Source organism: Parabacteroides sp. AF17-3, assembly GCF_003635445.1.
Taxonomy (GTDB): domain Bacteria; phylum Bacteroidota; class Bacteroidia; order Bacteroidales; family Tannerellaceae; genus Parabacteroides; species Parabacteroides goldsteinii.
Genome location: NZ_QTMM01000002.1, coordinates 455,742 through 479,155 on the forward strand (window position 1 = coordinate 455,742; position 23,414 = coordinate 479,155).

Consider the following 23,414-nt stretch of genomic DNA (forward strand, 5'->3'; position numbering starts at 1 on the left):
TTTTCTATGGAAGAACTGAATTCAACAATGCAACAACCGACAGCGTATAATGACGACGATATCAAGACGCTGGACTGGATGGAACATATCCGCCGGCGCCCTGGTATGTATATTGGTAAACTGGGAGATGGTAGCTATGCGGATGATGGGATCTATGTATTGCTGAAAGAAGTACTCGATAACTCCATCGACGAATATATGATGGGGTATGGCAAAACTATAGAAGTGACCGTCGAAGAAGGAACTGTTTCCGTCAGGGACTATGGTCGCGGTGTTCCGCTGGGAAAGGTGGTCGACGTATCCAGTAAAATGAACACAGGTGCCAAGTACGACAGCAAGGCATTTAAAAAGTCTGTCGGACTGAACGGTGTCGGTATCAAGGCTGTGAATGCCCTGAGCAGCTATTTCCTGATTACCAGCTTCCGCGAAGGAGAGTGTAAACGGGTCGAATACAGCAAAGCCATCATTACAGAGGAGTCTGGAATCCAACCGACTGACGAAGCAAACGGAACACTTATCTATTTCATTCCGGACAAGGAAATCTTCAAAGAATATCAATACAAGGACGAATTCATAGAAAGCCTTTTGAAGAATTACGTCTTTCTGAATTCGGGCCTGACCATTATGTTCAACGGCAAGAAATTCCATTCACGCAACGGACTGGTCGACCTGTTGAACGAAAATATGACCACCGAGCCCTTATATCCGATCATTCATCTGAACGGAGAAGATATCGAAGTGGTTATCACACACAGTAACCAATACGGTGAAGAATATTATTCGTTCGTAAACGGACAATACACGACTCAGGGGGGAACGCATCTTTCCGCTTTCCGCGAAACGCTGGGACGTGTCATCAAAGAATATTATAATAAAAACTTCGAATATTCGGACATCCGTGCCGGTATCGTTGCCGCCATCAGTATTAAGGTGGAAGAGCCTGTGTTCGAGAGCCAGACAAAAACCAAGCTGGGTTCGAAAGATGTCGGTCCCGAAGGTCCTACCGTGGCAAAATTCGTCGGCGACTTTATCAAGAAAGAACTCGACAACTACCTGCATAAGAACACAGATACTTCGGAAGCCCTGCTTCGCAAGATCCTCGAATCGGAAAAGGAACGTAAAGCGATTGCCGGTGTAACGAAACTGGCCCGTGAACGAGCTAAGAAGGCGAACCTGCATAACAAGAAACTCCGTGACTGCCGCATCCACCTCAACGATGCCAAAGGCGACCGGACAGAAGAAAGTTGTATCTTCATCACCGAGGGTGACTCGGCCAGCGGATCGATCACCAAAAGCCGTGACCCGAACTTTCAGGCTGTTTTCAGTCTACGCGGTAAACCGCTTAACAGCTACGGCCTGACTAAAAAGATCGTTTATGAGAACGAGGAATTCAACCTACTGCAAGCCGCCCTCAATATTGAAGACGGACTGGACGGTCTGCGATATAACAAAGTTATCATCGCTACCGATGCCGACGTCGACGGTATGCATATCCGGTTACTGCTGATCACGTTCTTCTTGCAGTTCTTCCCCGACCTGATCAAACGGAATCATGTCTATATCCTGCAAACCCCGCTTTTCCGTGTACGCAACAAACAAAAAACGTATTATTGCTACACCGAAGAAGAACGTCTGGCTGCAATCCAGGCAGTAGGAAAGAATCCGGAGATCACTCGATTCAAAGGTCTGGGAGAAATTTCACCGGACGAGTTCAGAAACTTTATCGGCAAGGACATGCGTCTGGACCCGGTAACGATGAAAAAAGAAGACTTGGTTAAAGATATGCTCGAATTCTATATGGGTAAAAACACCATGGAAAGACAGAACTTTATTATTGACAATCTGGTTGTAGAAGAAGACGTTGTCAATTGAAAATGAAATATTGAACATTGAAAATGAAAAAGCGTATCGCTTTGTTCCCCGGAACGTTCGATCCTTTTACGATCGGACACCAATCGTTGGTAAGCCGTGGGCTAGCCCTGGTTGACGAGATCATCATTTCTATCGGTATTAACGATAAGAAGCAGACTTACTTCACACTTGAAAAACGCTTGGAAGCGATCCGGTGTCTTTATAAAGACGAACCACGGGTAAAAGTGATGTCGTATAACTCACTGACTGTCGATTTTGCAGAAGAAGTCGGTGCCGAATTCATTATGCGCGGTATCCGTACTGTCAACGATTTCGAGTATGAAAAAAGTATTGCCGACGTCAACCGGAAGTTGAGTGGCATTGAAACATTCATACTGTTTACAGAACCCGAACATACACACATCAGTTCCAGTATTGTACGTGAATTGTTGCGGTATGGCAAAGATATTTCTCCCTTCGTTCCGAAGGAGACCAATTTATATTGACTATTTACGAAACAAAAATTAAAATGAAACGAATCGTAGTATCCCTGCTTGTTGCGATGATTGCCATCACAACGGCTGTGGCCCAGAAACCGAATCAGGATGCCCGCAAATTATCCATGGCTTTATATGCCATCTCGAATCTATATGTAGATCCGGTGGATGATTCCAAGCTGGTAGAAGATGCGATCATCGGTATGCTGGAAAAGCTGGACCCACATTCAAACTATATGGATCCGGAAGAGACAAAAGAGATGACCGAACCTTTGCAAGGCAACTTCGACGGTATCGGTATCCAGTTCAATATGCTGACCGATACCTTATATGTCATTCAGGTAATTCCCGGCGGTCCGTCCGAAAAGGTCGGCCTGATGGCTGGCGACCGTATCATCATGGTCGACGACACCCTGATAGCCGGTGTAAAAATGAAGACGACCGACATCATGAAACGTCTGCGTGGTCCGAAAGGAACTGAAGTGAACATCAAGGTATTGCGAAATAAGAATCCGGAACTGATCGAATTCAAGATCATCCGCGGAAAGATACCCGTAACCAGCCTGGACGCCGCTTATATGGCAGACAAACAAACCGGCTACATCAAACTGAACCGTTTTGCCGCTTCATCAGCCGATGAGTTCCGCGACGCACTTGCCAAACTGCAAAAACAAGGTATGAAAAACCTGATCCTCGACCTGCAAGGTAATGGGGGCGGTTATCTAAATATTGCCATCGAACTGGCAGACGAGTTCCTCGATAAAGACAAACTGATCGTGTATACCGAAGGTAACAAACAGCCGCGCGACGAAGCCAAATCGACAGCCAAAGGCAATTTTGAGGAAGGCCGTCTGGTCGTTATGGTAGACGAATCATCTGCCTCTGCCAGCGAAATCCTTTCGGGTGCCGTACAGGATTGGGATCGTGGTGTCGTAGTAGGACGCCGTACATTTGGTAAAGGTCTGGTCCAGAAACCAATTCCGATGCCGGACGGTTCTATGATCCGTCTGACAGTAGCCCGTTATTATACGCCTACCGGACGTAGTATCCAGAAACATTACGAAAACGGTAAACTGGAAGATTATCAGCACGACTTGATCGACCGTTACAACCGCGGCGAGCTAATGAGTGCCGACAGCATCCACTTCCCGGATTCTATGAAATACAACACACTGGAAACCAAACGTATCGTTTACGGTGGCGGCGGTATCATGCCGGACGTTTTCATCCCGGTAGACACAACCCGTTATACGGATTATCACCGTAACCTAGTTGCATCCGGTCTTGTAAACCGTGTTTCCATGAGTTACCTGGACCGTAACCGTGCGGCAATGAACAAGAAATATCCGAAATTCAGCCAGTACAAGAAAGACTTTGTTGTCCCCGAAGAAACTCTTCAGGAGTTAATTAATCTGGGTAAAGAAGATAAGATCGAATATAAAGAAGAAGAATACAACCGTTCAAAACCGCTTATCGCCTTACAGATAAAGGCTTTGATAGCCCGTGACCTGTATGATATGGCAGAATATTTCCAGGTAATCAATGATGATAATGCCAGCTTCAAAGAAGCACTCCGCATTATTAATGATGAAGAAGTCTATAATAAAGAATTGGGTAGGTAACACGTACATTAATATATATAAGAAGAGGTGGTACATTGGCTTGAAGCCTTTGCACCACCTCTTCCATTTTTTACCAGCCCGAAAAAAAGCCAGGAAACACCTCAAAAAAGTCAGGTCTTTACATTTCAAAACATAGGACCTTTATCTGACACTCACCACTTCACCACGTAAATACTTATATTTTTTCCAACAGATGCAACTATCCAAATTACTATCGCATCATATTTATAAAACTATAAACAACTAATTATTATGAAACTATTCATCCATACCCTTGTCTCGACAGCTCTGATTGCTGTAAGTTTTTGTCTGTTTTCTTGTGATGACAATACCGAAGGTTTCGGTTCGACAGGGAGAGACGGTCTCCCCAGTGCATTCAAAACAGAGAATCAAACAACCTACCTATCGTATTCCGGTAACCGGTTGCTGCAAATGATGAACCAAGACGGTTTCACCACTACTTTCAACTACGAAGGCAATGAACTTCGCGGTATCTCCTACGCTCCTCCTGCAGATCCCAATATTGCTGACGGAAACGGCTATACAGGCTTCGAAAAGGAAGGAAATAAAATCATTGTAAAACAAAGTGGAGAACCAAGCATGGATATTTCCTATAATCAAGAAATTGAACTGGACGGGAACGGCTTTCCTACAAAAATAACAGATCTGGGTGCATTTCAAATAACTAGCGAAGGGTATAAGAAAGTATGGGATGGAAAATATTACTATGCCTTAACTTTCGAGCCATCAACGAAAAACCTGTTAAAACTCGAAAAGTTCAACCTCAAAGATTCGACACTTATCACGACCTCTAGTTTTCAATACAGTGACCAACCCGGTTCAATGAGCCAAGTGGAGTTACCGTTATGGTTCTTCAGTTATCATTCACTTACATCAGGAATATCTTCCCGCCAGTACCTCAATTATCGGAACACACTTACGGAAGAAACCGTGACAGATGGAAAAACCGGCAACACCCATACGACTTATTACAAATATACTTATAATAAGAACGCATATCCGGTAGCTGTTGACAATGGGGAAGAGAAAATGGATATAAGATATTGACCGGTAATTATAAATCTACAATCAGTATATCATCTTTGTAGGCTTCACATTCCCCGACAATCTTCCCTTCGGGAGACAAGAGGTAAGAATCGCCCGCATAGATGATACCTCCCAGATCAGTCCCGGCACAATTGACTGCGATAATATTGGCCTGATTCTCTATAGCCCGTTCACGAAGAAGACGATTCCAATCATCACGCCGGGACTCCGGCCAGTTCGCTATATAAATAGCCGTATCATAGCGGCCTTCATTCCGGCTCCAATCCGGGAAACGGAGATCGTAACAGATATAAGTAGCCAAACGGTGTCCTTTCCAGTTCAGGACCAACTGTTTTTCTCCGGGAGAAAAACTTCCTTTCTTAAAACAGTTATGTTTGTCATAATATTCATAATGTCCATCAGGAAAGACAGCAAGTAAGCGATTATAAAATTTCCCTTCTTCTTTATATATTGTAGAGCCAATTATCAAGGCTCCGCTACCAGCCGCCCATTCCTTCATTTTCTCAATGACAGTCGGGTAATAACCCGCTATTTCATCTTTCGTCTGTACAGCGACTTCCTTATCCTTCTTTTTCATTTCGCATCCGGAAACAAACAACTCGGGGAACACAATCATATCACATCCCCGGCATTTCTCTACCCGCTTCTGAAAAGCTTCAAGGTTTGCATCAACATCTCCCCATGCAAGATGTGCTTGTACCAAGGCGACCCGACAGGTTTCTTTCGTTTGTGCCTGAACGGCCATATTAGCCAATAAAATAAGAACAGTCAGCAGACATTTCATACATTCACAGGATTTAGAGACAGGCGCAAATATAAAAATAATGTACCACAACGCGACCGAAACAACCGGATTATATAAGAAATCTGCCTATCTTTGTCTACTATCTTTCTCCAAAGAAGACGAGTAAAAACACTTAAACTAAAAAAATGATTTTATCAGAAACAGAAACTTTAATCTGGGATTGGAACGGAACGTTATTAGACGATGTAGAAGTAAACGTCAAGGTTATCAACGAAATGCTCTCAAAAAGGGATTTACCCCTACTGGATATAAATACCTATAAAGAGATATTCTGCTTCCCCGTCAAACAGTTCCATATCCGGATAGGCATCGACTTTGAAAAAGAATCGATCGAAGAGATATCCGCAGAGTATATGGAACGTTATAAAAACTACGAGAAAGATATAAAGCTGCATGCTGATGTCCCTTTTATTCTGGATGCGATCAATGCAAAAGGCATCAGCCAATATATTCTATCTGCTGCCGGAACAGACGATCTATTGCGCATGCTTAACCGTTTCCACCTGACGGATAAATTCAAAGGAATATACGGTTCAGATAACATCTGTGCTACCGGAAAAATCGGAATCGGCCAAAGACTGATAAAAGAGAACTCCCTGGATCCGGGAAAAGCGCTCATAATAGGAGATACATTACACGATGCGGAAGTGGCAAAAACTTTGGGAATAAACTGTATTCTGTATTCGGGAGGACATAACAACTACAATTTGTTAACGAACAAGTCTAAAACAATCAGAAATCTGAAAGACATCCTACCTCATTGAATAGCATGCAGAAAATCCAGCCTATAGCAATGTAATTTTCAAAGCTCACCTTTCAGGCGTCAGTCGCAGCCTTTCCTTGAAAGAGAAAGGGTCTGACTGAAAGGTGATATAACCGGACTTAGATTCCGACAGATAGTTATCCGTTCGCCAACCAATAGTTACCCATTCTCCAACCAATAGTTATCCATTTGCCTGCAGGTAATTATCCTGCTCGTAAAACATAGGTGTTTCGAAATGTTAAGTCAGGACCTTTGACGACAAAACATATATGCTTTGAAGACAAAAGTCATATGTTTTGCAGAAAGTTATTTTACCTTGAATTTTCGTATACACTTTTTCACAGTTTCATCCCTTCAGCCGGGTACATTGAAAAAACAGGCCATCCCGAACAACTGAAAGCTGAAAGCAGTAGTCTGAAATGACATAGAGAACAGCCCGGACATACAAACTGACACAGTATATAGAATTAATTCTAAAAAACAATTGTTTTTGATCCCGAAAATAGTTGTTTTAATTTTGTGTTAGAATTCCGAACGCACAGTAGTTGTTTCAACACCAGGCTGAAAGGAGTTGATAAAAACATTTTCGTAGAGGATTCCGAGTGTGCCGGAGACTACACAGACAGTCTTGTAAATAGTGCCATCGCATGTCCACTCTAATTCCACCTCTTCCAATCCAAGCCGCAACCGCAACAATTGATCCAAAGTCTTCCTTACATCTTTCCTCATATTTTCTGCCTTTTCTTTGTCGATGGAAGAGAACTCTTTCAAACTCATCAATTTTGTTTTTCCATACGCAACAGCAGGATAGCCTGTACCATCAAGTATAGCAAGCTTTGCCCTCTCCAGCTCCTCTTCCGTAGAAATCTTGCCGATGTATTTATAACCTGTAAGGACATACCCCAGATGATATTCAGCCGTATTTTTCTTTATCATATCCAGTTGTTGTTTCCATAAAACGGAATCGGCCGGTTGGCCACCGGAGAGATAGGGCGTAGCTCCACACAAAAAGGATGCGCCCATGAACAAGCAAAAAAAGAGACTGATAATAATTGCTTTTGTCTTCATGATGTTAGAGTATATAAAAAGTATGTCATGCACAAATGTAACAAGATTACAGACTAATAAGCAAAACGCCCCTGTGTTTTAATTAATTTTAATCAATTTATTTAAGAAATGAAAGCAAATATAGGAAATGACAGCATTGAGGCTCTCTTTTAGTATGTAGTTAAAAGTAACAATACAAACAACGCACCAGACATTTTACGAATAAACGATTAAATAACAAGGATTATATAAACAAAAAAAATAAAATTTAAAGGTACAGGTCATTCTTCATACCCAATTCAAATTAAGTAAAAACTGAGACAATTTAATTTGATACAGCATAATTCTTATTGATAACAACACCATAGTCTTCGTAGAACTATGGCATTATTTCTCATATTATTTAATTAATAATACAAAATAACAAGCTTTTTAAAGGCATAAAAATGGACAATATTACTACAATGATGGACAATATTTCGATTTTTCATAAATAAATGAAATAAATTGCCATTTATGTCTCCCAATTCTTCGCCTAATGCCATAGTTCTACGAAGACTACAGCATTAAAGTTAACGTATACTAATTACAAACCAGAAAGACTACAGTCTTTCACAAATAACATTATAACATGACCTGAAATACCCTTAGTCGCATTATTCAATTACATACTCTAAGAGAATGTGTAATCTTTATTTGTTAAATTAGATCTAATATGATCCTCTTTTGCTATACCATGCAAAAGCCTGCTTACATACAATCATCATTATTCAGTTGCAAATGAATAATTACTGATTGTACTAACGATACTTTGCACCTAGTATTAAACATAGTACATTAGACAATGAAAACCTCAAAAATTAATGTAACCTTATTCTATCTATTTACCGCATTTCTTTTCATAGGAGGACTTACAGCTTGTAATGATGACAACAGTTCTTCTGAAGATAATCCGTATTCCCCTGATAAACCGTTGGTTGTATCAAGCATAGGTCCCGAAAAAGGAGGAATAGGAACCCGTGTAGTGGTGAGTGGCTCCAACTTCGGAAATGATATATCCAAAGTAAAATTGTTTTTCAATCAAAAAGAGGCCTTGATCCTTAAAGTACAAAACAACGCTATCTATGCCATGGTCCCCAAACAACCCGGAGAACATTCTACCATCAAAGTAGCAGTAGAAGATGGAGTAAATTCAGACGGATCACCCAAATACAGGGAAGAAACGCTTAAAGATAAATTATTTAAATACAACATTAAAGCCACCGTTACTACTGTAGCCGGACAATTAGACGTGAAAACGGCTAAAGACGGCCCAGCTTTGGAAGGTTCATTCGGACGTCCCGTCATGCTGGCTGTCGATGATGAAGGGACTGTATTGATTGCTGACGATGGAGGCAAGATGGTTAGGATGCTTTCCATCCAGGACAACAAACTCAGCACTGTACTTTCCGGGATGCATGAGCCCTGGCAATGTTCATTCAATCTGGACTTTACAAATTATTATGTACTGGAAAGACGTACATCCATGCGCCCGCTTCTTTTCTACGGATTGTATAAATCGAGCAACTGGCAGGAAGCTGAAGCTTATTATGATCAAAAAAATGACAAAGGTGACTACATCGCCGGAGCCATGGATTATTTTGGGCTGGCTGCCGACAATGACTATGTTTTCCTGTTATCCTCTTCAGGTAAACGCCTGATCCGTGTAAGCATTGCAACAAAAAAGGTAGAGCTGATCGGAGAGAATCTGAATATGGATTCATGGGCACACATCGCCTATAATAAGAAAAACGGATATCTCTATATCACTTCCGAAGCCTGGGGACGCCTCTATCGCCTGAATCCTTATCATACTCCTGCCGGACATTCTACTCCATGGATTACACAAAACGAGATAGAACATATCGTTGGAACAGGTAAAGGCGCGGCTAAAGAAGGAAACGGAAAAGCCGCACAACTCGGAGAGATCGAAGGAATGGCCGCCGACCAGGAAGGAAACGTCTATCTGGCAGACTACACCAACCATGTAATCTGGAAAGTAGATGAGGAGTTCAATGCAACCATCTTCGCCGGAGTTCCGGGAGAATCCGGATATAAAGACGGTAAACCCCAGGAAGCACTTTTCAATAAACCTTATGATGTAGCAGCTACCCCCGACGGTATCCTATATGTAGCCGACACCTACAATTATTTGATCCGTTGTATAGCTATTCAATAACCATAGATTAAAGTACATAAAAATGAAAAAATATATAGCATTGATCGTCTTGTTTTTGACGATGCTGCCGGCTTTTGCCTCAGCGCAAAAAACAATTAATATTCAGGGAGTAGTCACCGACTCTAATAATGAGACTCAGATCGGTGTAAACATATATCCGCGAAACGACCAGTCACATGGAACCGTTACAGATATAGACGGCAAATATACCATTCAGGTCAAACCTGGCACAACGCTCGTTTTTTCTTATATCGGATTCAAAACACAAGAGATCAAAATCGGCACGGCCAAGGAACAAACAATCAATGTGGTATTGGATGCTGATGCACAGCAACTGGAAGAAGTCAGTATCGTAGGATATAGCACACAACGAAAAGTCAGCGTAGTCGGAGCCATTACAAGTATTAAACCGACGACATTGAATGTGGGCGGTGTAACTTCAGTCAGTAATGCGCTAGCCGGACGTGTAGCGGGGCTGATCGGCGTTCAGCAGAGTGGCGAACCGGGCAGCGATGTATCCGAATTTTGGATCCGGGGTATCAGTACATTCGGAGCCAATAGCAGTGCCTTAATACTGATAGACGGGATAGACCGCGGAAGTTCCAGCCTGAACGAACTGGCTCCCGAAGATATCGAGAGTTTCTCCGTTCTGAAAGATGCAACAGCAACTGCCGTATATGGTGCCAAAGGTGCGAATGGTGTGGTACTAATCAATACCAAACGCGGTGTTGAAGGAAAAGTTTCGATCAACGGCAGTGTTAAGACGATGATAGAAACACTCCCCAGACTTCCCAACTATCTCAGAGCTTACGACTATGCCAGACTGGCCAACGAAGCCAAAGTAGTGAGAGGCGATAAATCGGTTTATTCTCCCGAGATTTTTGATATCATAAAATACAACATGGATCCGGACCTCTATCCGGATGTTAGCTGGCAGGATGAGATATTGAAAAAACGGACACTGGGTGTACAGGGCAATATCAATATTTCCGGCGGTAGCAAACTGGCCCGTTATTATATGAGTGCCTTTTACCGGACCAACGATGCCATTTACAAACAAACCGGCATGGAACGTTATCACTCGAATGTAAGACGTAATCAATATACTTTCAGAAGCAACATCGATGTCGATCTGACCAAAAGTACACTGATTAGTTTGCTCTTATCCGCCAAATTGGTTGATATGAACCGTCCGGGTATGGGCACGACCAAAGAGATATGGGGTGCACAAGCATCCTTAACCCCGTTGACTGTTCCGGTACGCTATTCGAACGGACAGCTTCCCGCTTACGGAAAAGGAGATATGACCTCCCCTTCCGTATTGCTAAATGAAACCGGCTTCCTCACTGACCGTGATAATTCTATAGAATCTTTATTGAAAATAGAACAATCGCTAGATTTTATCACGAAAGGCTTAAAAGCGACGGCATCTCTGTCGTTCGACAACTACAACAATCATCTTACCAGCCGTACCAAAATGCCGGATCTGTATAAAGCGACTGACCGCAACTGGAATACCGGGGAACTGATGACACTCAAAACTGTTGTTGCCGAGCCAATGACTTTCAAAAGTACTTCGTACGGTATCCGTACGATTTATGTCGAAGGTAAAGTGGAATACAACCGGTTATTTGCCGAAAAGCACCGTATCGGCGGACTGTTCCTCTACAATCAAAAGGACTACCAACGCACGGATGCAGACGGTGAACTGGCATCTATCCCGCATCGTAATCAAGGGATAGCCGGACGCCTTACTTATTCTTATAATGATATCTACTTTATAGAAGGTAACTTCGGATATAATGGTTCCGAAAATTTCCCGAAAGGAGAACGCTTCGGATTTTTCCCCTCAGCCGCTTTGGGGTATGTTATTTCCAACTATCCGCTGGTGAAAAAGAAATTACCGTTCATCACGACCCTAAAACTCCGCTATTCATACGGATTGGTAGGAAACGACCAGATCAGTAACGATGTCCGTTTTCCTTATCTTACAACCGTAAATATGAGTGCACCCGGATATGTCTTCGGCGACCAGTACCAAAATTCGGGAGGTGGAGTAACCGATGCCGTACTGGGTTCCACCGGCCTTGTCTGGGAAAAAGCGATCAAACAGAATTTCGGTATCGACCTTACCCTTTGGGAAGCGCTTGACATCACGGTAGATGCTTTTATCGACAAACGAAATAATATCTTCATGGAACGTACCACACTGCCCGGAACCATCGGTGTAGGCACAAAACCCTGGGGAAACGTGGGCAAGATGAAGAGCTGGGGAGCAGACGGTACAGCCTCTTATACCCATCGTTTTGGTAATGTAGACGTTGAATTGCGCGGAAACTTCACACTGACAAGAGATAAGATCATCGATTACGACGAGGTACCTCCCCGCTACCCTTATCTGGCTAAAAAAGGAACCAGCTATGGTGTGACCCGTGGTTTAATCGCTCTGGGACTTTTCAAAGATGAAGAGGATGTTAAAAACAGTCCTACCCAATTCGGCAAAGTTCTCCCCGGAGACATTAAGTATCAGGACATAAATGGCGATGGCCGTATCGACGATTATGATATTGCTCCTATCGGTAATTCCAACATACCAAAAGTTCAATACGGATTTGCGACCAGTGCCAAATGGAAAGGTTTCGACATCAGTGTATTTTTCAGAGGAGCAGCACAGGTTGATTATTTCATGGGAGGAAACGGATATTACCCGTTTGCCGGAGGTGTGACCGGCAACGTTCTTTCCATCGTGAACGATCAGAAAAATCGCTGGACACCGGCTTCTTACTCAGGAGACCCGTCGACAGAGAACCCTAACGCCCGTTTTCCCCGTCTTACCTACGGAGAAAATGTAAACAACAATCGGCCCTCTTCTTTCTGGCTTGCCGATGCAGGATATCTCCGTTTAAAAACTCTTGAAATAGGATATACGATCCCTAAAAAAATATTATCGAAAATAAACATGAGCAATTTACGTATATCTGTGCTCGGAGATAATTTATGTGTCTGGGATAAAGTAAAATTATGGGATCCCGAACAAGCAAGCGACAACGGTGCCGTTTATCCTATTACCCGTTCTTATTCAATGGTCTTACAAGTCTCATTTTAATTCATCGAATCATGACAAGCAAAAAAATAAAAACAAGTCTATTTGCCTTCTTATTCGTTATCCTCAACAGTGCAGGAATTACTTTCCAATCGTGTAACTTTTTGGATATAGATCCGTATGTAGCCGATCTGTTCACCCTTGACACTGTGTTTGCAAAAAAAGAATATACACAGAAGTATCTGAATAACGTATATAGTTACCTGGTCGACTACGGTTCGCCAAGTGCATGGACAGACAATGCGCAACCCTGGGTTCTAATTAGCGATGAAGGTGTAGCAGGCTACAAGAGAAACAGACACAACTACAATTATTTCTGTAACAATGAAATGAAAGCGGAAGATCTGGACCACTTCGACTATTGGAATTATTTTTATGAAGGAATCCGCAAAGCCAATACTTTTATTCAAAGAGTAAATGAATGTCAGGAAGTAAGCGCTTTACAACGATCGGAATGGATCGGACAGGCGACATTCGTTAAAGCGATGATCTATTTTGAACTGATGCTGGCCTATGGTCCCGTCCCCATTGTTCCTGATACGCCTGTCGACTTCGACACACCTATCGACCAGATGATGGTCGAACGCAACACATGGGATGAATGCAGCGATTATGTATCTGCCTTGCTGGAAGAAGCAATCAAACTATTACCCACACAGGTCAGGGATAATTCAGAAATCGGCCAGGCAGTAAAAAATTCTGCACTGGCAGTACTGTCACGCCTGACGCTTTATACGGCCAGCCCGCTTTATAACGGTGAAAATTCAGAATTCAGCGATTTTATAAACAATGAGGGAGTACCTTATCTCAATCCGGTAAAAGACATAAAAAAATGGGCCATCGCTGCTGCCAATGCTAAACGATTGGTCGACATCAAACCCAACGATCTCTATACTGTTCCCAAAATGGAGAATACTCCGACTTTCCCTGTAACGGCAGCCGAACAAGGTGATTTCCCGGATGGCGTAGGAGGTATCGATCCTTACCATTCTTACATAGATATGTTCAATGGCGAATGTGTATTAGCATCATCTAACCGGGAGATACTTTTTAGCCGCCAAAGTACGGGAATCAACGGCATGAATAAATATGCCGCCCCGGGTGTACTGAATGCCTGGAATGTATTCTTCGTACCGCAATCACTGGTCGATGCTTACTACATGGCCGACGGACGTACCATCAATAATGCAAGTGAAGCCTATCCTTATGAAGAAGGTTACACAAATACGGATCTGGTATTTTCCGGAGAGAAAAACAGTAATGGCTTTACGCTGCTGAGCGGAACTCATAAATGGTATGCGAATCGTGAAATGCGCTTTTATGCAACGATTGCCTTCAATAACTCCTACTTCCCCTCCACCTCAACTCCTCCCGACAAAGTGGACCAGCAGGATGGCAAAGTGGCCAAATATTTCAGCGACTCAAAAAGTGGACGGGACTATGCCCTGAACCGTCCCCAAGGCGAAGCCGAAGAATACCCGATGACCGGATATCTCTGCCGGAAATTCCTTCATTACGAAGATTCATGGATCAGCGGCGGAAGGCAGAAAACCAAATATTGTCCGGCCTACCGTATGGCCGAAGTATATTTAAACTATGTAGAGGCGATGAATGAACTGGATCAGGCATATACCATCAACGACATTACAGTGACACGCAACACAAGCGAAATGAAACGTTGTTTCAACCTGATCCGTTACCGGGCCGGATTACCGGGCATCACCGATGCCGATGTTGCCAATGTAGAAAAAATGAGGGAGTTGATTGCACGGGAACGTCAGATCGAATTTGCCTGGGAAGGACGTAGATATCATGACCTGCGACGTACTAAAAAAGCAATTATCTACGAGAACGCACCGGTTATGGGATGTGATGTAAGCGCAACAGAAGCAGAAAAAGATAAATTTTACAACATTATCCAGGTAAAAGAAAGAGACTGGATCTACAAGGTCTTTACCCGCAGACAGACTTTCTTCCCCATACCTAAAAGTGAAGTGGATAAAAATCCTAATCTGGACCAGATGCCCGGATTTTAATAACATGTTTTTTAGACAAATACATTAATACAGTTTATTATGAAACCAGATAAATTAAAGCTCATATTATTTTCCCTGTCAGCCTTCATATTTTGGAGTTGTTCAAGTGAACCGGCTGATTTTGGTGAACAATATAAAAAAACACTCTATATCGTAAACAGCCGTGATATGCTCTACGTGGGTGAACATGCGTATGGAAGTGAAAACAATTCCATGTCATTTTCAATTTATTGCGCCTCTTCCGAACCTATCAAGTCCGACCTGACGGTTCAACTGGCAATCAACCCGAATGCGCTTGACTCGCTCAATAAAAAAAGTGCATTGGGGAACCCTCTATACATCGACAAAAAATTGTTACCGGAAGCAAATTACACATCGACGGATTTATCGGTGACCATTCCGGCAAATGCTCAATACGGAGTACTTCATATCCCCTTAAAGCCACAAGGGCTTGATCCCGACATCTCGTATGCCCTACCTCTCACGATCGTCTCAAACAGCGAAGGGTATGATGTGAACGAAGAATTGAAAACAATGGTTTACGAAGTTAAAATGGTCAACGGATTCTCTGGAAATTATGCGGGTAGTTCTATTGAGTTACCTAAAACAATCCGTTCGGTACAGCCAACCCTGAAAGCCATGTCTTCCAATTCTGTACGGATGCCTATCCATTCATTGTCCGGAGAAGCCAGATACATAAAAACCAATTTTATGCTTCTCACTATCGGCGCGGATAGCACATCTGTTACTATAAAACCCTGGCTGGATGCCCAAATAACTGATCTGGGTAAAAGTACTTACGATAAAACAAGACAAAGTTTCTATCTAAGATACAGTTACACAGATGCAGACGGCAAAACATTCGATATAGAAGAGAAAATAACGAATCTCGACGCTCCTGTAATCGATACGGAGGAATAAGGAAGATTGAAGAAAAAGGGCACATGCTATTCCGAAAAAGCATGCGCCCTTTCTAAAAAAAGCCTGCATCCCTTTGCAACATTTTTATTTATCTGTAACTTCGTATATTCTTCCATATAAGGGAAGTACGAAGTCGCATGAAAACACATTACAACGTTATCAACTATATTTTTCTCTTACTATTTTGCCTTAAAGCATCGGGGCAGGAACCGGACAGTGTACTCAATAAACTAACCCAGTTTATTCGTGCGACCGATCAGTTTTCCCAATATATTCCCCACGAAAAAGTCTACCTGCATTTCGATAACACCAGTTACTATCAGGGCGATAATATTTGGTTTACATGTTACGTCGTAACCTCCGAATTGCACCAGGCAACCGAACTGAGCAAAACCCTGTATGTCGAACTGCTCAATCCCGGAGGAGAAATAGTGGACAAGCGTGTCTTGAAAATAGAAGACGGCCGGTGCCATGGTGATTTCACGCTAGGCCAGCTTCCCTTCTATTCCGGATTTTATGAAGTCCGTGCCTACACGAAATATATGTTGAACTTCGGCGAAGACGTTATCTTCTCCCGGCTACTGCCCGTATTTAACAAGCCCAAAGAAGAGGGAAACTTCGAAGAGAAAAACATGCTGAAATACGGATACGGCAAATACCCGAAGAAACGGGAGAAGCCTCAAAAAGACAAGAAAGTAACCTTGAAACTCTATCCGGAAGGAGGAAACCTGATCCACGGCATCACTTCACGGATTGCATTCGAAATAACCGATGCATTCGGTAACCCGCTGGAAGCCTCCGGAAAGATCATCAATGAAGACAAAGAAGATATCTCCACCTTTTCAACAGTTCACGAAGGACGAGGTTTCTTCGACTATACACCTGACGAAAGCAAACGAAAAGCAATAGTCGACTACAACGGCAAACAATACCAGTTTGATATGCCCAAGCCATTACCACAAGGATTCACCTTCCATGTGGACAACCTGTCTTCTCCTGACAGTCTCGAAATCTCCCTACAGAAAAATAAATATACTCCCGCCGAGAAACTGGGCCTGGTTTTTATCAGCAGAGGACAACTACATGGCTACAGCCTTATTAATGTCATCCATAATGAAACAATCCGGTTCAAAGTAGATAAAACAAACTTCCCGGCAGGTGTTGCACAAGCCATATTATTCAATTCCGATGGAGAAATACTTTGCGACCGCCTCCTATTCAACAACAAAGACAACCAATTTAGTATTCAGTCAAAAACCTCGAAAGAGACATACGAGCCTTACGAAGCAGTCGATATGGAATTTACCCTAACCGACCGGGAAGCCAATCCCGTACAAACGCCATTCTCCTTATCGGTGAGAGACGGCATGAACGAAGTTGCGTGGAATCATACTATCCTGACCGATCTACTGCTGATGTCCGAAATCAAAGGGTACGTCCGCAACCCGTCTTACTATTTCGAAGCGGACGACTCTACCCATCGCTCAGCTCTCGACCTTCTTATGATGGTGCAAGGCTGGCACCGTTATTCCTGGAAGCAGATGGCTGGTATAGAACCATTCGACTTGAAATACAGGCCGGAACAAGGTATCGAAATGCACGGCCAGGTAGTTTCATTTGTCAGGAAAATACCCAAACCGAATGTCACCGTCTCTTCCTTCCTGCTCAAAAGGGGCGAAGAGGAAAAGCCCGGCAATGCGTTCGATGTATTTGTTACAGACAGCCTGGGACGTTTCGCTTTCCGTACAGATATTACCGGGAAATGGAATATGATACTGGCTGTAAGCGAAAAAGGGAAAAAGAAAGACCACCGGATCATACTGGACAGGCTTTTCACTCCGGAACCTAAGAGATACCGCTATGCCGAGATGCAAGTGAACATCGCCGATAGAGCGGAAGGAGATAAAGAAGAAAAAACTGAGCTGGAAGAAGTTCCCGATATTCAGGAACCGGAAGAAGATATCAACGCCCTGCTGACTTCTTACGAAGATTCATTGGCCAAAGCGGGAAACAAAGAAAAAATCCTCCGCCTGGATGAAGTAACCGTTACCGCTAAAAAGAGATCACGTGAAAAGGATATCTACAACAACCGATCGAAATCTATCGCCTATTATGACGTTCAGTCAGAATGGGATGATATCACGGACCAGGGCAAATACATCGGAAAAGATATCCATGAACTGATGATTAATATGAATAATAATTTCAGAAAAGCCTTCTCCAGACAGGACGAATATCTGCAATACAAAGGCAGAATGCCTCTTTTTGTAATCAACTATGAACCGACGATGGCTACTGAAATGGATTACAACAAATACAAACTGATCCGGCTCGAAGCCATCAAGTCTATCTACATCAACGAGGATATCTCCACTATGTGTAAATATGCAGACCCAAGAATATCTCCGCTGGAAATAGATAAGATATATGGTTGTGTCGTTTTTGTTGAAACATACCCGGAAGACAAGATTTCGACAGATGCAGGTAAAGGGGTACGAAAAACCTGGCTGGAAGGTTACAGCCAGGTCAAAGAATTTTATAGTCCCGATTATTCAGTGCTTCCTCCCGAACCAGATTACCGACGCACTTTATACTGGAATCCCTCCGTTACTCCGGATGAAAAAGGCAAAGCCAGTATCCGGTTCTACAATAACAGCAGATGCCGGAAGTTCAAGGTAAGTGCCGAGACAATTACAGCAGATGGAATAATCGGGGTTTACAAGTAATCAATACAAGTACAACTGTTTCATCTTCTGGATATCGACTCCTAACGTTTCTGTCAGGAACTTAGTCATGGAGCCATACTTTTCGTCTATCTTATCATAGGCGGCATTCAGATATTTTTCATCGACAGTTACTAACGGGGCGATCTGAGGATAATATTTCAAATACGAATCATATTTACCCTTAATATATTCTTTACTAAGCAAATAATCCTTCATAATCGTCGCCTTATCCACATCGAGAGCCGACAGGATAAGCATGGTCGCAACCCCGGTACGGTCTTTACCAGCTGAACAATGATAACTTAACGGTAAAGAATTTTCATCCTGAAGATATTTAAAGAACTCTTTGTATTTGGCCACATAATCATCATAACTGATCATTTCGATATACCCGTCAATCATGATCTGTGCAGTTTCTTCCTCACTAAGTCCCTTAGATATACTTCCGATAATTTCATCAGAAAATATATTACCGGCATTGATCTCTAAATTATAAGGATTCTTTACAGTAGAAGGCAATTTATCCGGAGCAGCCGGCATCATACCGCCAAATCCACCTTCTTTTTCTGTTGCAGTACGAAAATCGACAACGGTTTTCAGTCCCGTACTTGCCAGATATGTCAGGTCGGCATCAGTCATCTTATTCATTTCGTCCGTACGGAACAATTTTCCCCAACGAACAAATTTCCCCTCTTTATTTTTTATACCACCCAAATCCCTGAAGTTATACGCAGTGACCGGCAACAATCTTTCCGCTAATAAAGCCTGACCTTCAGCCGTCTTAAACAAGAATACGGATCTTTTTCCGGCATCGACGCTCAAATCGAAAGAGCCTTTTCCGTCACCGGTCAGACAAGGTGTATTCATATCGATATCTTCAGCTGTAGAACCGGCATATAATTCCCAGGCTTTATCGGTATCCACACTCAGCACAGCCTTTTTCGTCTCTTTATCACGGGTAATCCCAGCATCTCCGCTTATATCCTTACCCGAATATCCAACAGTCGTTTTCTCATCATCGTCCCCACAAGAAACAAATACTCCGGAGGCACAAAATAGTAGCAATAAACAGCTAAACAAATTCTTCTTCATAACACGCTTTTACTCATTAATAAATATTTTAAAAGGCGCGCAAGATACAGGTTTAAAACCAATTACACAAAAACAGAACCGGTTTTAGCCCTATAAATGAAATTTAGAATATCGTTTATTTATTTTGGAATATAAAAAAAGGTAACCTCGTTTGTCATCTTATTTTATCAATGCAAAGCATTCATTAAATTGCAATATAATTGATTTCTGGTCAATCAGTATTTCCATATTCCTTAATTTTCTCCTCACAAATCCGCATTGTAATATCTCGAAGCATTTCCACCTTTGGTATAAGTGCATCAATATCTTCTTTTGTGACTACAAAATGAGGATTATAGCGGGCATCCACATAGGCAGCTTTTAATAGTTTAAAAAATCGTTTCTCTTCGGAGGTGTTTTGAGGAAATACATTATTCAGGTCATCGGAATAACGTCTTACAGAAGATATTAATTTGGAAAGGTTATGCTGTTTACTGTTTCGTAGTGTATGTGTTAAACGGATAGCATAGTAATAATTTTCACAGGATTGATGAAGAAAAAAAGATGCCTCTTTATAATCTGTCTCTTTGTCAGCCATTATTGCATACTTTAAAAAGTTATTTGCTCTCACACACTTTTCATCAAAATACTCTTGTGCCTGCTCTCTGATCTCTTCAAAGTTTAATTTCCGACGACGAGATAATTATATCTCCCACTATCATAAAGAATAATTCCTTCCTGCTTTATTTGTGTATAGAAATACCGCCCCTCTTCAATGAACTTATTAAGCTGCTTAATATCATCATTGATAAACTCAACAGGGGTATCGCGGTCAAAATCTTTTCCGGCAAAGAAGATATCTTCTACGTTATCCAGGATGGTTTCCGCCTTTTTACTGTTTATTCCGCTTGTTATCACGTAAATGTCATAATCTGATATTTTAACGGTAGGAATACCGCCGTCTTCAATCCGTATACTACGGCGAACATAATTGCCCCTCGCATAACTTCCATACAGAATAATAAACTCCGTCTGAGGTAAGCGACGAAGTATCTCCGTTACAAGAAAATTCAGTTCTTCCTGTTTGTCTTTAGGCAGATAAGCGATCGAGTCTTTCATTATGCTTGATTATGTACAACGTTAAAATACAAAAGTACATTATTATGTGAACAACTGCTACTTATTGGATCTTTCTTTGAATCTGTCGGCAAGAATTTCTTTGCAGACTTCTTTAAGCTGACCGATAATCTCTTGTCCTCTTTTACGGGAAATACGGATACCCTCGCCCACGACAAGCATGTCTTCAATAGTTGGATTTCCGCTGCCGTTAGCAGTTGTAGCGTGTTCACCATTATAACCGCCACTACATCTTGTCAAATCGTAGGCTGGTGCCAATTCCCATTGGGCGTTCCTATAATAAAAACTGAAGTTTTTAACATGGTCGTCTTTGTTTTCAGCCAGTATATTAAATACCATTCTTCGGAACATTTCTTCCACCTGAACAGGGTCTTGCGTGATGACTCCGGTTAAAGCCAATAAATTCTCATAAGTCAATGCCGGATAATGGATAGATTGATTAAGTAAAGCTCCGGCTGTTGCGGTGTGTAAACGTTGACCATCTTCTATATCAAATCGTTTTGTAGCAAAATATTTATTTTTAATAAGTTTAAAGTCAGGCACATTGATACCTGATGCACGAGCAGCTTTATTATATTGATATTCCATTTTACCCATATCTTTCGGATCATTGATATGACGGAATTTCAATATCCAATCTCCTTCCTCATCTTTATAAAGTGATTTTGGGCGACAGCCACCTGAATTACCACTATTAAAATAAAGAACATCGACATCCTTATCCGTTTTCTCGGCAAGCACCTCGAGAGCTAAATTTTGCATATAATCTAATTCCGGTAGACCTTTTGGCTCACCGATATATAATTCAGGCACATACGATAAGGCCCCCATTCCGGAAGCGCCAACAATACTTAAACGTTGCACAGGAGTCAAGCAGGTATCATCTATCCCCTCTTTTTGCAATATTCTGTTTAAAAGATAACGCCCGTACCCGTCAGGCAGGCTGTCTTCAAAAATTCCAAAATTGCCATAGAAAGGTTCTATGGGGGCAATAAACAAACCTTCTTTCAAGTCTAATTGCCTTGGAGCAATAGAAAAACCGGACTTTAGCCATTCTTTATCATATTCAAAAGCACACCTTTGAGTAGGAGTCATAGCAAGTTCACCCACCTTTTTGTCTCCATAGAATACAGACACTTTATTTATCTGTCTGATTTTCTCCAAAGACCTTATCTTCCTGGTTTCACTCTTTTTCTTTCCTGACATTACGGCTTCCTCTTTTCCTGTTTAAATTCCTGTTTATCTCATCCAGTTCAGCCATTGTGTTGTATAATGGTTCTGACAATAATTGTTTCAAATCATTGGTATATCCCAACGCTTTTGCCAATGCAACAAAAGAAACTAAAGATATGACATGCTTCGTTTCAAATTTCGCGATTGTAGCAGCAGGAACCTTACTCAAATCTGCCAAAGCATCTCGTGAGAGGCCTTTTTCCAAACGTCTCTTCTGACAGTTTTGTGCCAGAACCTTCATTATGGCTTCTGTCTTATCTTCGTCGAATGTATATAATAAAGTCATACTATAGTAGCAATAAACGGCTTAATCAATATTATTGTATTAGTTACAAAGATAATATTTATTTCCAGTAAATACAAAAAGGACAACTATCGAAAGTGTCGATGTATCTATATACCACTCTGCTCCCCATATTCCTTAATTTTCGCCTCACAAATCCGCTTCGTTATATCCCTAAGCAATTCGACTTTTGGGATAAGCGCATCGATATCCTCTTTAGTCACGACGAAGTGAGGATTATACCGGGCATCCACATAAGCGGCTTTTAATAGTTTAAAAAGTCGTTTCTCTTCAGGAGTGTTTTGAGGGAATACAGTACTCAGATCATCGGAATAGCGCCTGGTGGTAGAAGATAATTTGGATAGATTATGTTGTTTGTTATTTCGCAAAGTAAATGTCAATCGGATAGCATAGTAATAATTTTCACAGGATTGATGAAGATAAAAAGATGCCATTTGATACCTATCTCTTTCTTTATTTGTTATGGCATCATCAAAAAAGAAATTTCCTTTTTCAAACTTCTCATTAAAATAGTCCTGTGCCTGTTTCTTTATCTCATCAAAATTGAGTTTTCTCCTACGAGACAATTTGTATTTTCCACTATTATAAAGTATTACTCCTTCCTGCTTTATTTGTGTATGGAAATACCGGCCCTCTTCAATAAACTTATTAAGCTGCTTAATATCATCGTTGATAAACTCGACCGGAGTGTCGCGGTCAAAATCTTTTCCGGCAAAGAAGATATCTTCTACGTTATCCAAAATGGTTTCTGCCTTTTTGCTGTTTATTCCGCTTGTTATCACGTAGATGTCATAATCTGAGATTTTAACGGTAGGAATACCGCCGTCTTCAATTCGTATGCTACGGCGAACATAATTACCCCTCGCATAACTTCCATACAGAATAATAAACTCCGTCTGAGGTAAGCGACGAAGTATCTCCGTTACAAGAAAATTCAGTTCTTCCTGTTTGTCTTTGGGCAGATAAGCGATCGAGTCTTTCATTATGCTTGATTATGTACAACGTTAAAATA

At 41.8% G+C, this 23,414-nt stretch carries 16 protein-coding genes and 1 pseudogene; 10 read left to right on the forward strand and 7 right to left on the reverse strand.

Annotation, left to right across the window (positions count from 1 at the left end; all coding sequences use genetic code 11):
• Nucleotides 1-6: 6 nt before the first annotated feature.
• The 4 genes from DWW91_RS03980 to DWW91_RS03995 all read left to right on the forward strand — a co-directional run bounded on the left by DWW91_RS03980 (nt 7) and on the right by DWW91_RS03995 (nt 5,038).
• Entirely contained in the window at nt 7-1,872 is a 1,866-nt protein-coding gene (locus DWW91_RS03980) for a DNA topoisomerase IV subunit B (protein ID WP_010801012.1), read from the forward strand.
• Nucleotides 1,873-1,895: 23 nt separating this feature from the next.
• A complete protein-coding gene (gene coaD, locus DWW91_RS03985; RefSeq protein ID WP_010801013.1) occupies nt 1,896-2,357 on the forward strand; it encodes a pantetheine-phosphate adenylyltransferase in 462 nt (153 codons plus the stop codon).
• A 23-nt stretch (nt 2,358-2,380) separates the two neighbouring features.
• On the forward strand, nt 2,381-3,970 hold the full coding sequence (locus DWW91_RS03990) for a S41 family peptidase (RefSeq protein WP_122327015.1): 1,590 nt from the start codon (nt 2,381-2,383) through the stop codon (nt 3,968-3,970).
• Nucleotides 3,971-4,222: 252 nt separating this feature from the next.
• Nucleotides 4,223-5,038, forward strand: a complete 816-nt coding sequence (locus tag DWW91_RS03995) for a permease (RefSeq protein ID WP_122327016.1) — start codon at nt 4,223-4,225, stop codon at nt 5,036-5,038.
• A gap of 7 nt (nt 5,039-5,045) precedes the next feature.
• On the opposite strand, the gene DWW91_RS04000 is transcribed toward DWW91_RS03995, so the two are convergent.
• The gene (locus DWW91_RS04000; protein ID WP_122327017.1) at nt 5,046-5,822 is read right to left on the reverse strand and encodes a nitrilase-related carbon-nitrogen hydrolase; all 777 of its coding nucleotides are present in this window, start codon (nt 5,820-5,822) and stop codon (nt 5,046-5,048) included.
• A 146-nt stretch (nt 5,823-5,968) separates the two neighbouring features.
• Between DWW91_RS04000 and DWW91_RS04005 the strand changes: the two genes are divergently transcribed.
• The gene (locus DWW91_RS04005) at nt 5,969-6,607 is read left to right on the forward strand and encodes an HAD family hydrolase (RefSeq protein ID WP_122327018.1); all 639 of its coding nucleotides are present in this window, start codon (nt 5,969-5,971) and stop codon (nt 6,605-6,607) included.
• A 521-nt stretch (nt 6,608-7,128) separates the two neighbouring features.
• Here the strand turns inward: DWW91_RS04005 and DWW91_RS04010 are convergent.
• Nucleotides 7,129-7,674: a hypothetical protein gene (locus DWW91_RS04010; protein WP_122327019.1), complete on the reverse strand. Its 546-nt coding sequence runs from the start codon at nt 7,672-7,674 to the stop codon at nt 7,129-7,131.
• Nucleotides 7,675-8,497: 823 nt separating this feature from the next.
• Here DWW91_RS04010 and DWW91_RS04015 point away from each other — a divergent pair.
• The 5 genes from DWW91_RS04015 (at nt 8,498) to DWW91_RS04035 (ending at nt 18,657) form a co-directional block, all read left to right on the forward strand.
• The gene (locus DWW91_RS04015; RefSeq protein ID WP_009860192.1) at nt 8,498-9,871 is read left to right on the forward strand and encodes an IPT/TIG domain-containing protein; all 1,374 of its coding nucleotides are present in this window, start codon (nt 8,498-8,500) and stop codon (nt 9,869-9,871) included.
• A 22-nt stretch (nt 9,872-9,893) separates the two neighbouring features.
• Nucleotides 9,894-12,977 (forward strand): TonB-dependent receptor, encoded by a 3,084-nt coding sequence (locus DWW91_RS04020; RefSeq protein ID WP_122327020.1) that lies wholly within the window; start codon nt 9,894-9,896, stop codon nt 12,975-12,977.
• An 11-nt stretch (nt 12,978-12,988) separates the two neighbouring features.
• The gene (locus tag DWW91_RS04025) at nt 12,989-15,010 is read left to right on the forward strand and encodes a RagB/SusD family nutrient uptake outer membrane protein (protein WP_122327021.1); all 2,022 of its coding nucleotides are present in this window, start codon (nt 12,989-12,991) and stop codon (nt 15,008-15,010) included.
• 39 nt (nt 15,011-15,049) lie between these two features.
• A complete protein-coding gene (locus tag DWW91_RS04030) occupies nt 15,050-15,931 on the forward strand; it encodes a BT_3987 domain-containing protein (protein ID WP_010801020.1) in 882 nt (293 codons plus the stop codon).
• 137 nt (nt 15,932-16,068) lie between these two features.
• A complete protein-coding gene (locus DWW91_RS04035) occupies nt 16,069-18,657 on the forward strand; it encodes a hypothetical protein (RefSeq protein WP_122327022.1) in 2,589 nt (862 codons plus the stop codon).
• On the opposite strand, the gene DWW91_RS04040 is transcribed toward DWW91_RS04035, so the two are convergent.
• The 5 genes and pseudogenes from DWW91_RS04040 to DWW91_RS04060 form a co-directional block, all read right to left on the reverse strand.
• Nucleotides 18,658-19,749, reverse strand: coding sequence for a tyrosine-protein phosphatase (locus tag DWW91_RS04040; protein WP_048314327.1), 1,092 nt, complete (start codon nt 19,747-19,749; stop codon nt 18,658-18,660).
• Nucleotides 19,750-19,960: 211 nt separating this feature from the next.
• Nucleotides 19,961-20,847, reverse strand: a pseudogene (locus tag DWW91_RS04045) (HEPN domain-containing protein).
• A 57-nt stretch (nt 20,848-20,904) separates the two neighbouring features.
• Nucleotides 20,905-22,071, reverse strand: a complete 1,167-nt coding sequence (locus DWW91_RS04050) for a type II toxin-antitoxin system HipA family toxin (protein WP_122327023.1) — start codon at nt 22,069-22,071, stop codon at nt 20,905-20,907.
• A complete protein-coding gene (locus DWW91_RS04055) occupies nt 22,049-22,384 on the reverse strand; it encodes a helix-turn-helix domain-containing protein (RefSeq protein ID WP_010801025.1) in 336 nt (111 codons plus the stop codon). The genes DWW91_RS04050 and DWW91_RS04055 overlap by 23 nt, the downstream gene beginning before the upstream one ends.
• Nucleotides 22,385-22,491: 107 nt before the next feature.
• The gene (locus tag DWW91_RS04060) at nt 22,492-23,385 is read right to left on the reverse strand and encodes a HEPN domain-containing protein (RefSeq protein ID WP_122327024.1); all 894 of its coding nucleotides are present in this window, start codon (nt 23,383-23,385) and stop codon (nt 22,492-22,494) included.
• Nucleotides 23,386-23,414 lie beyond the last annotated feature (29 nt).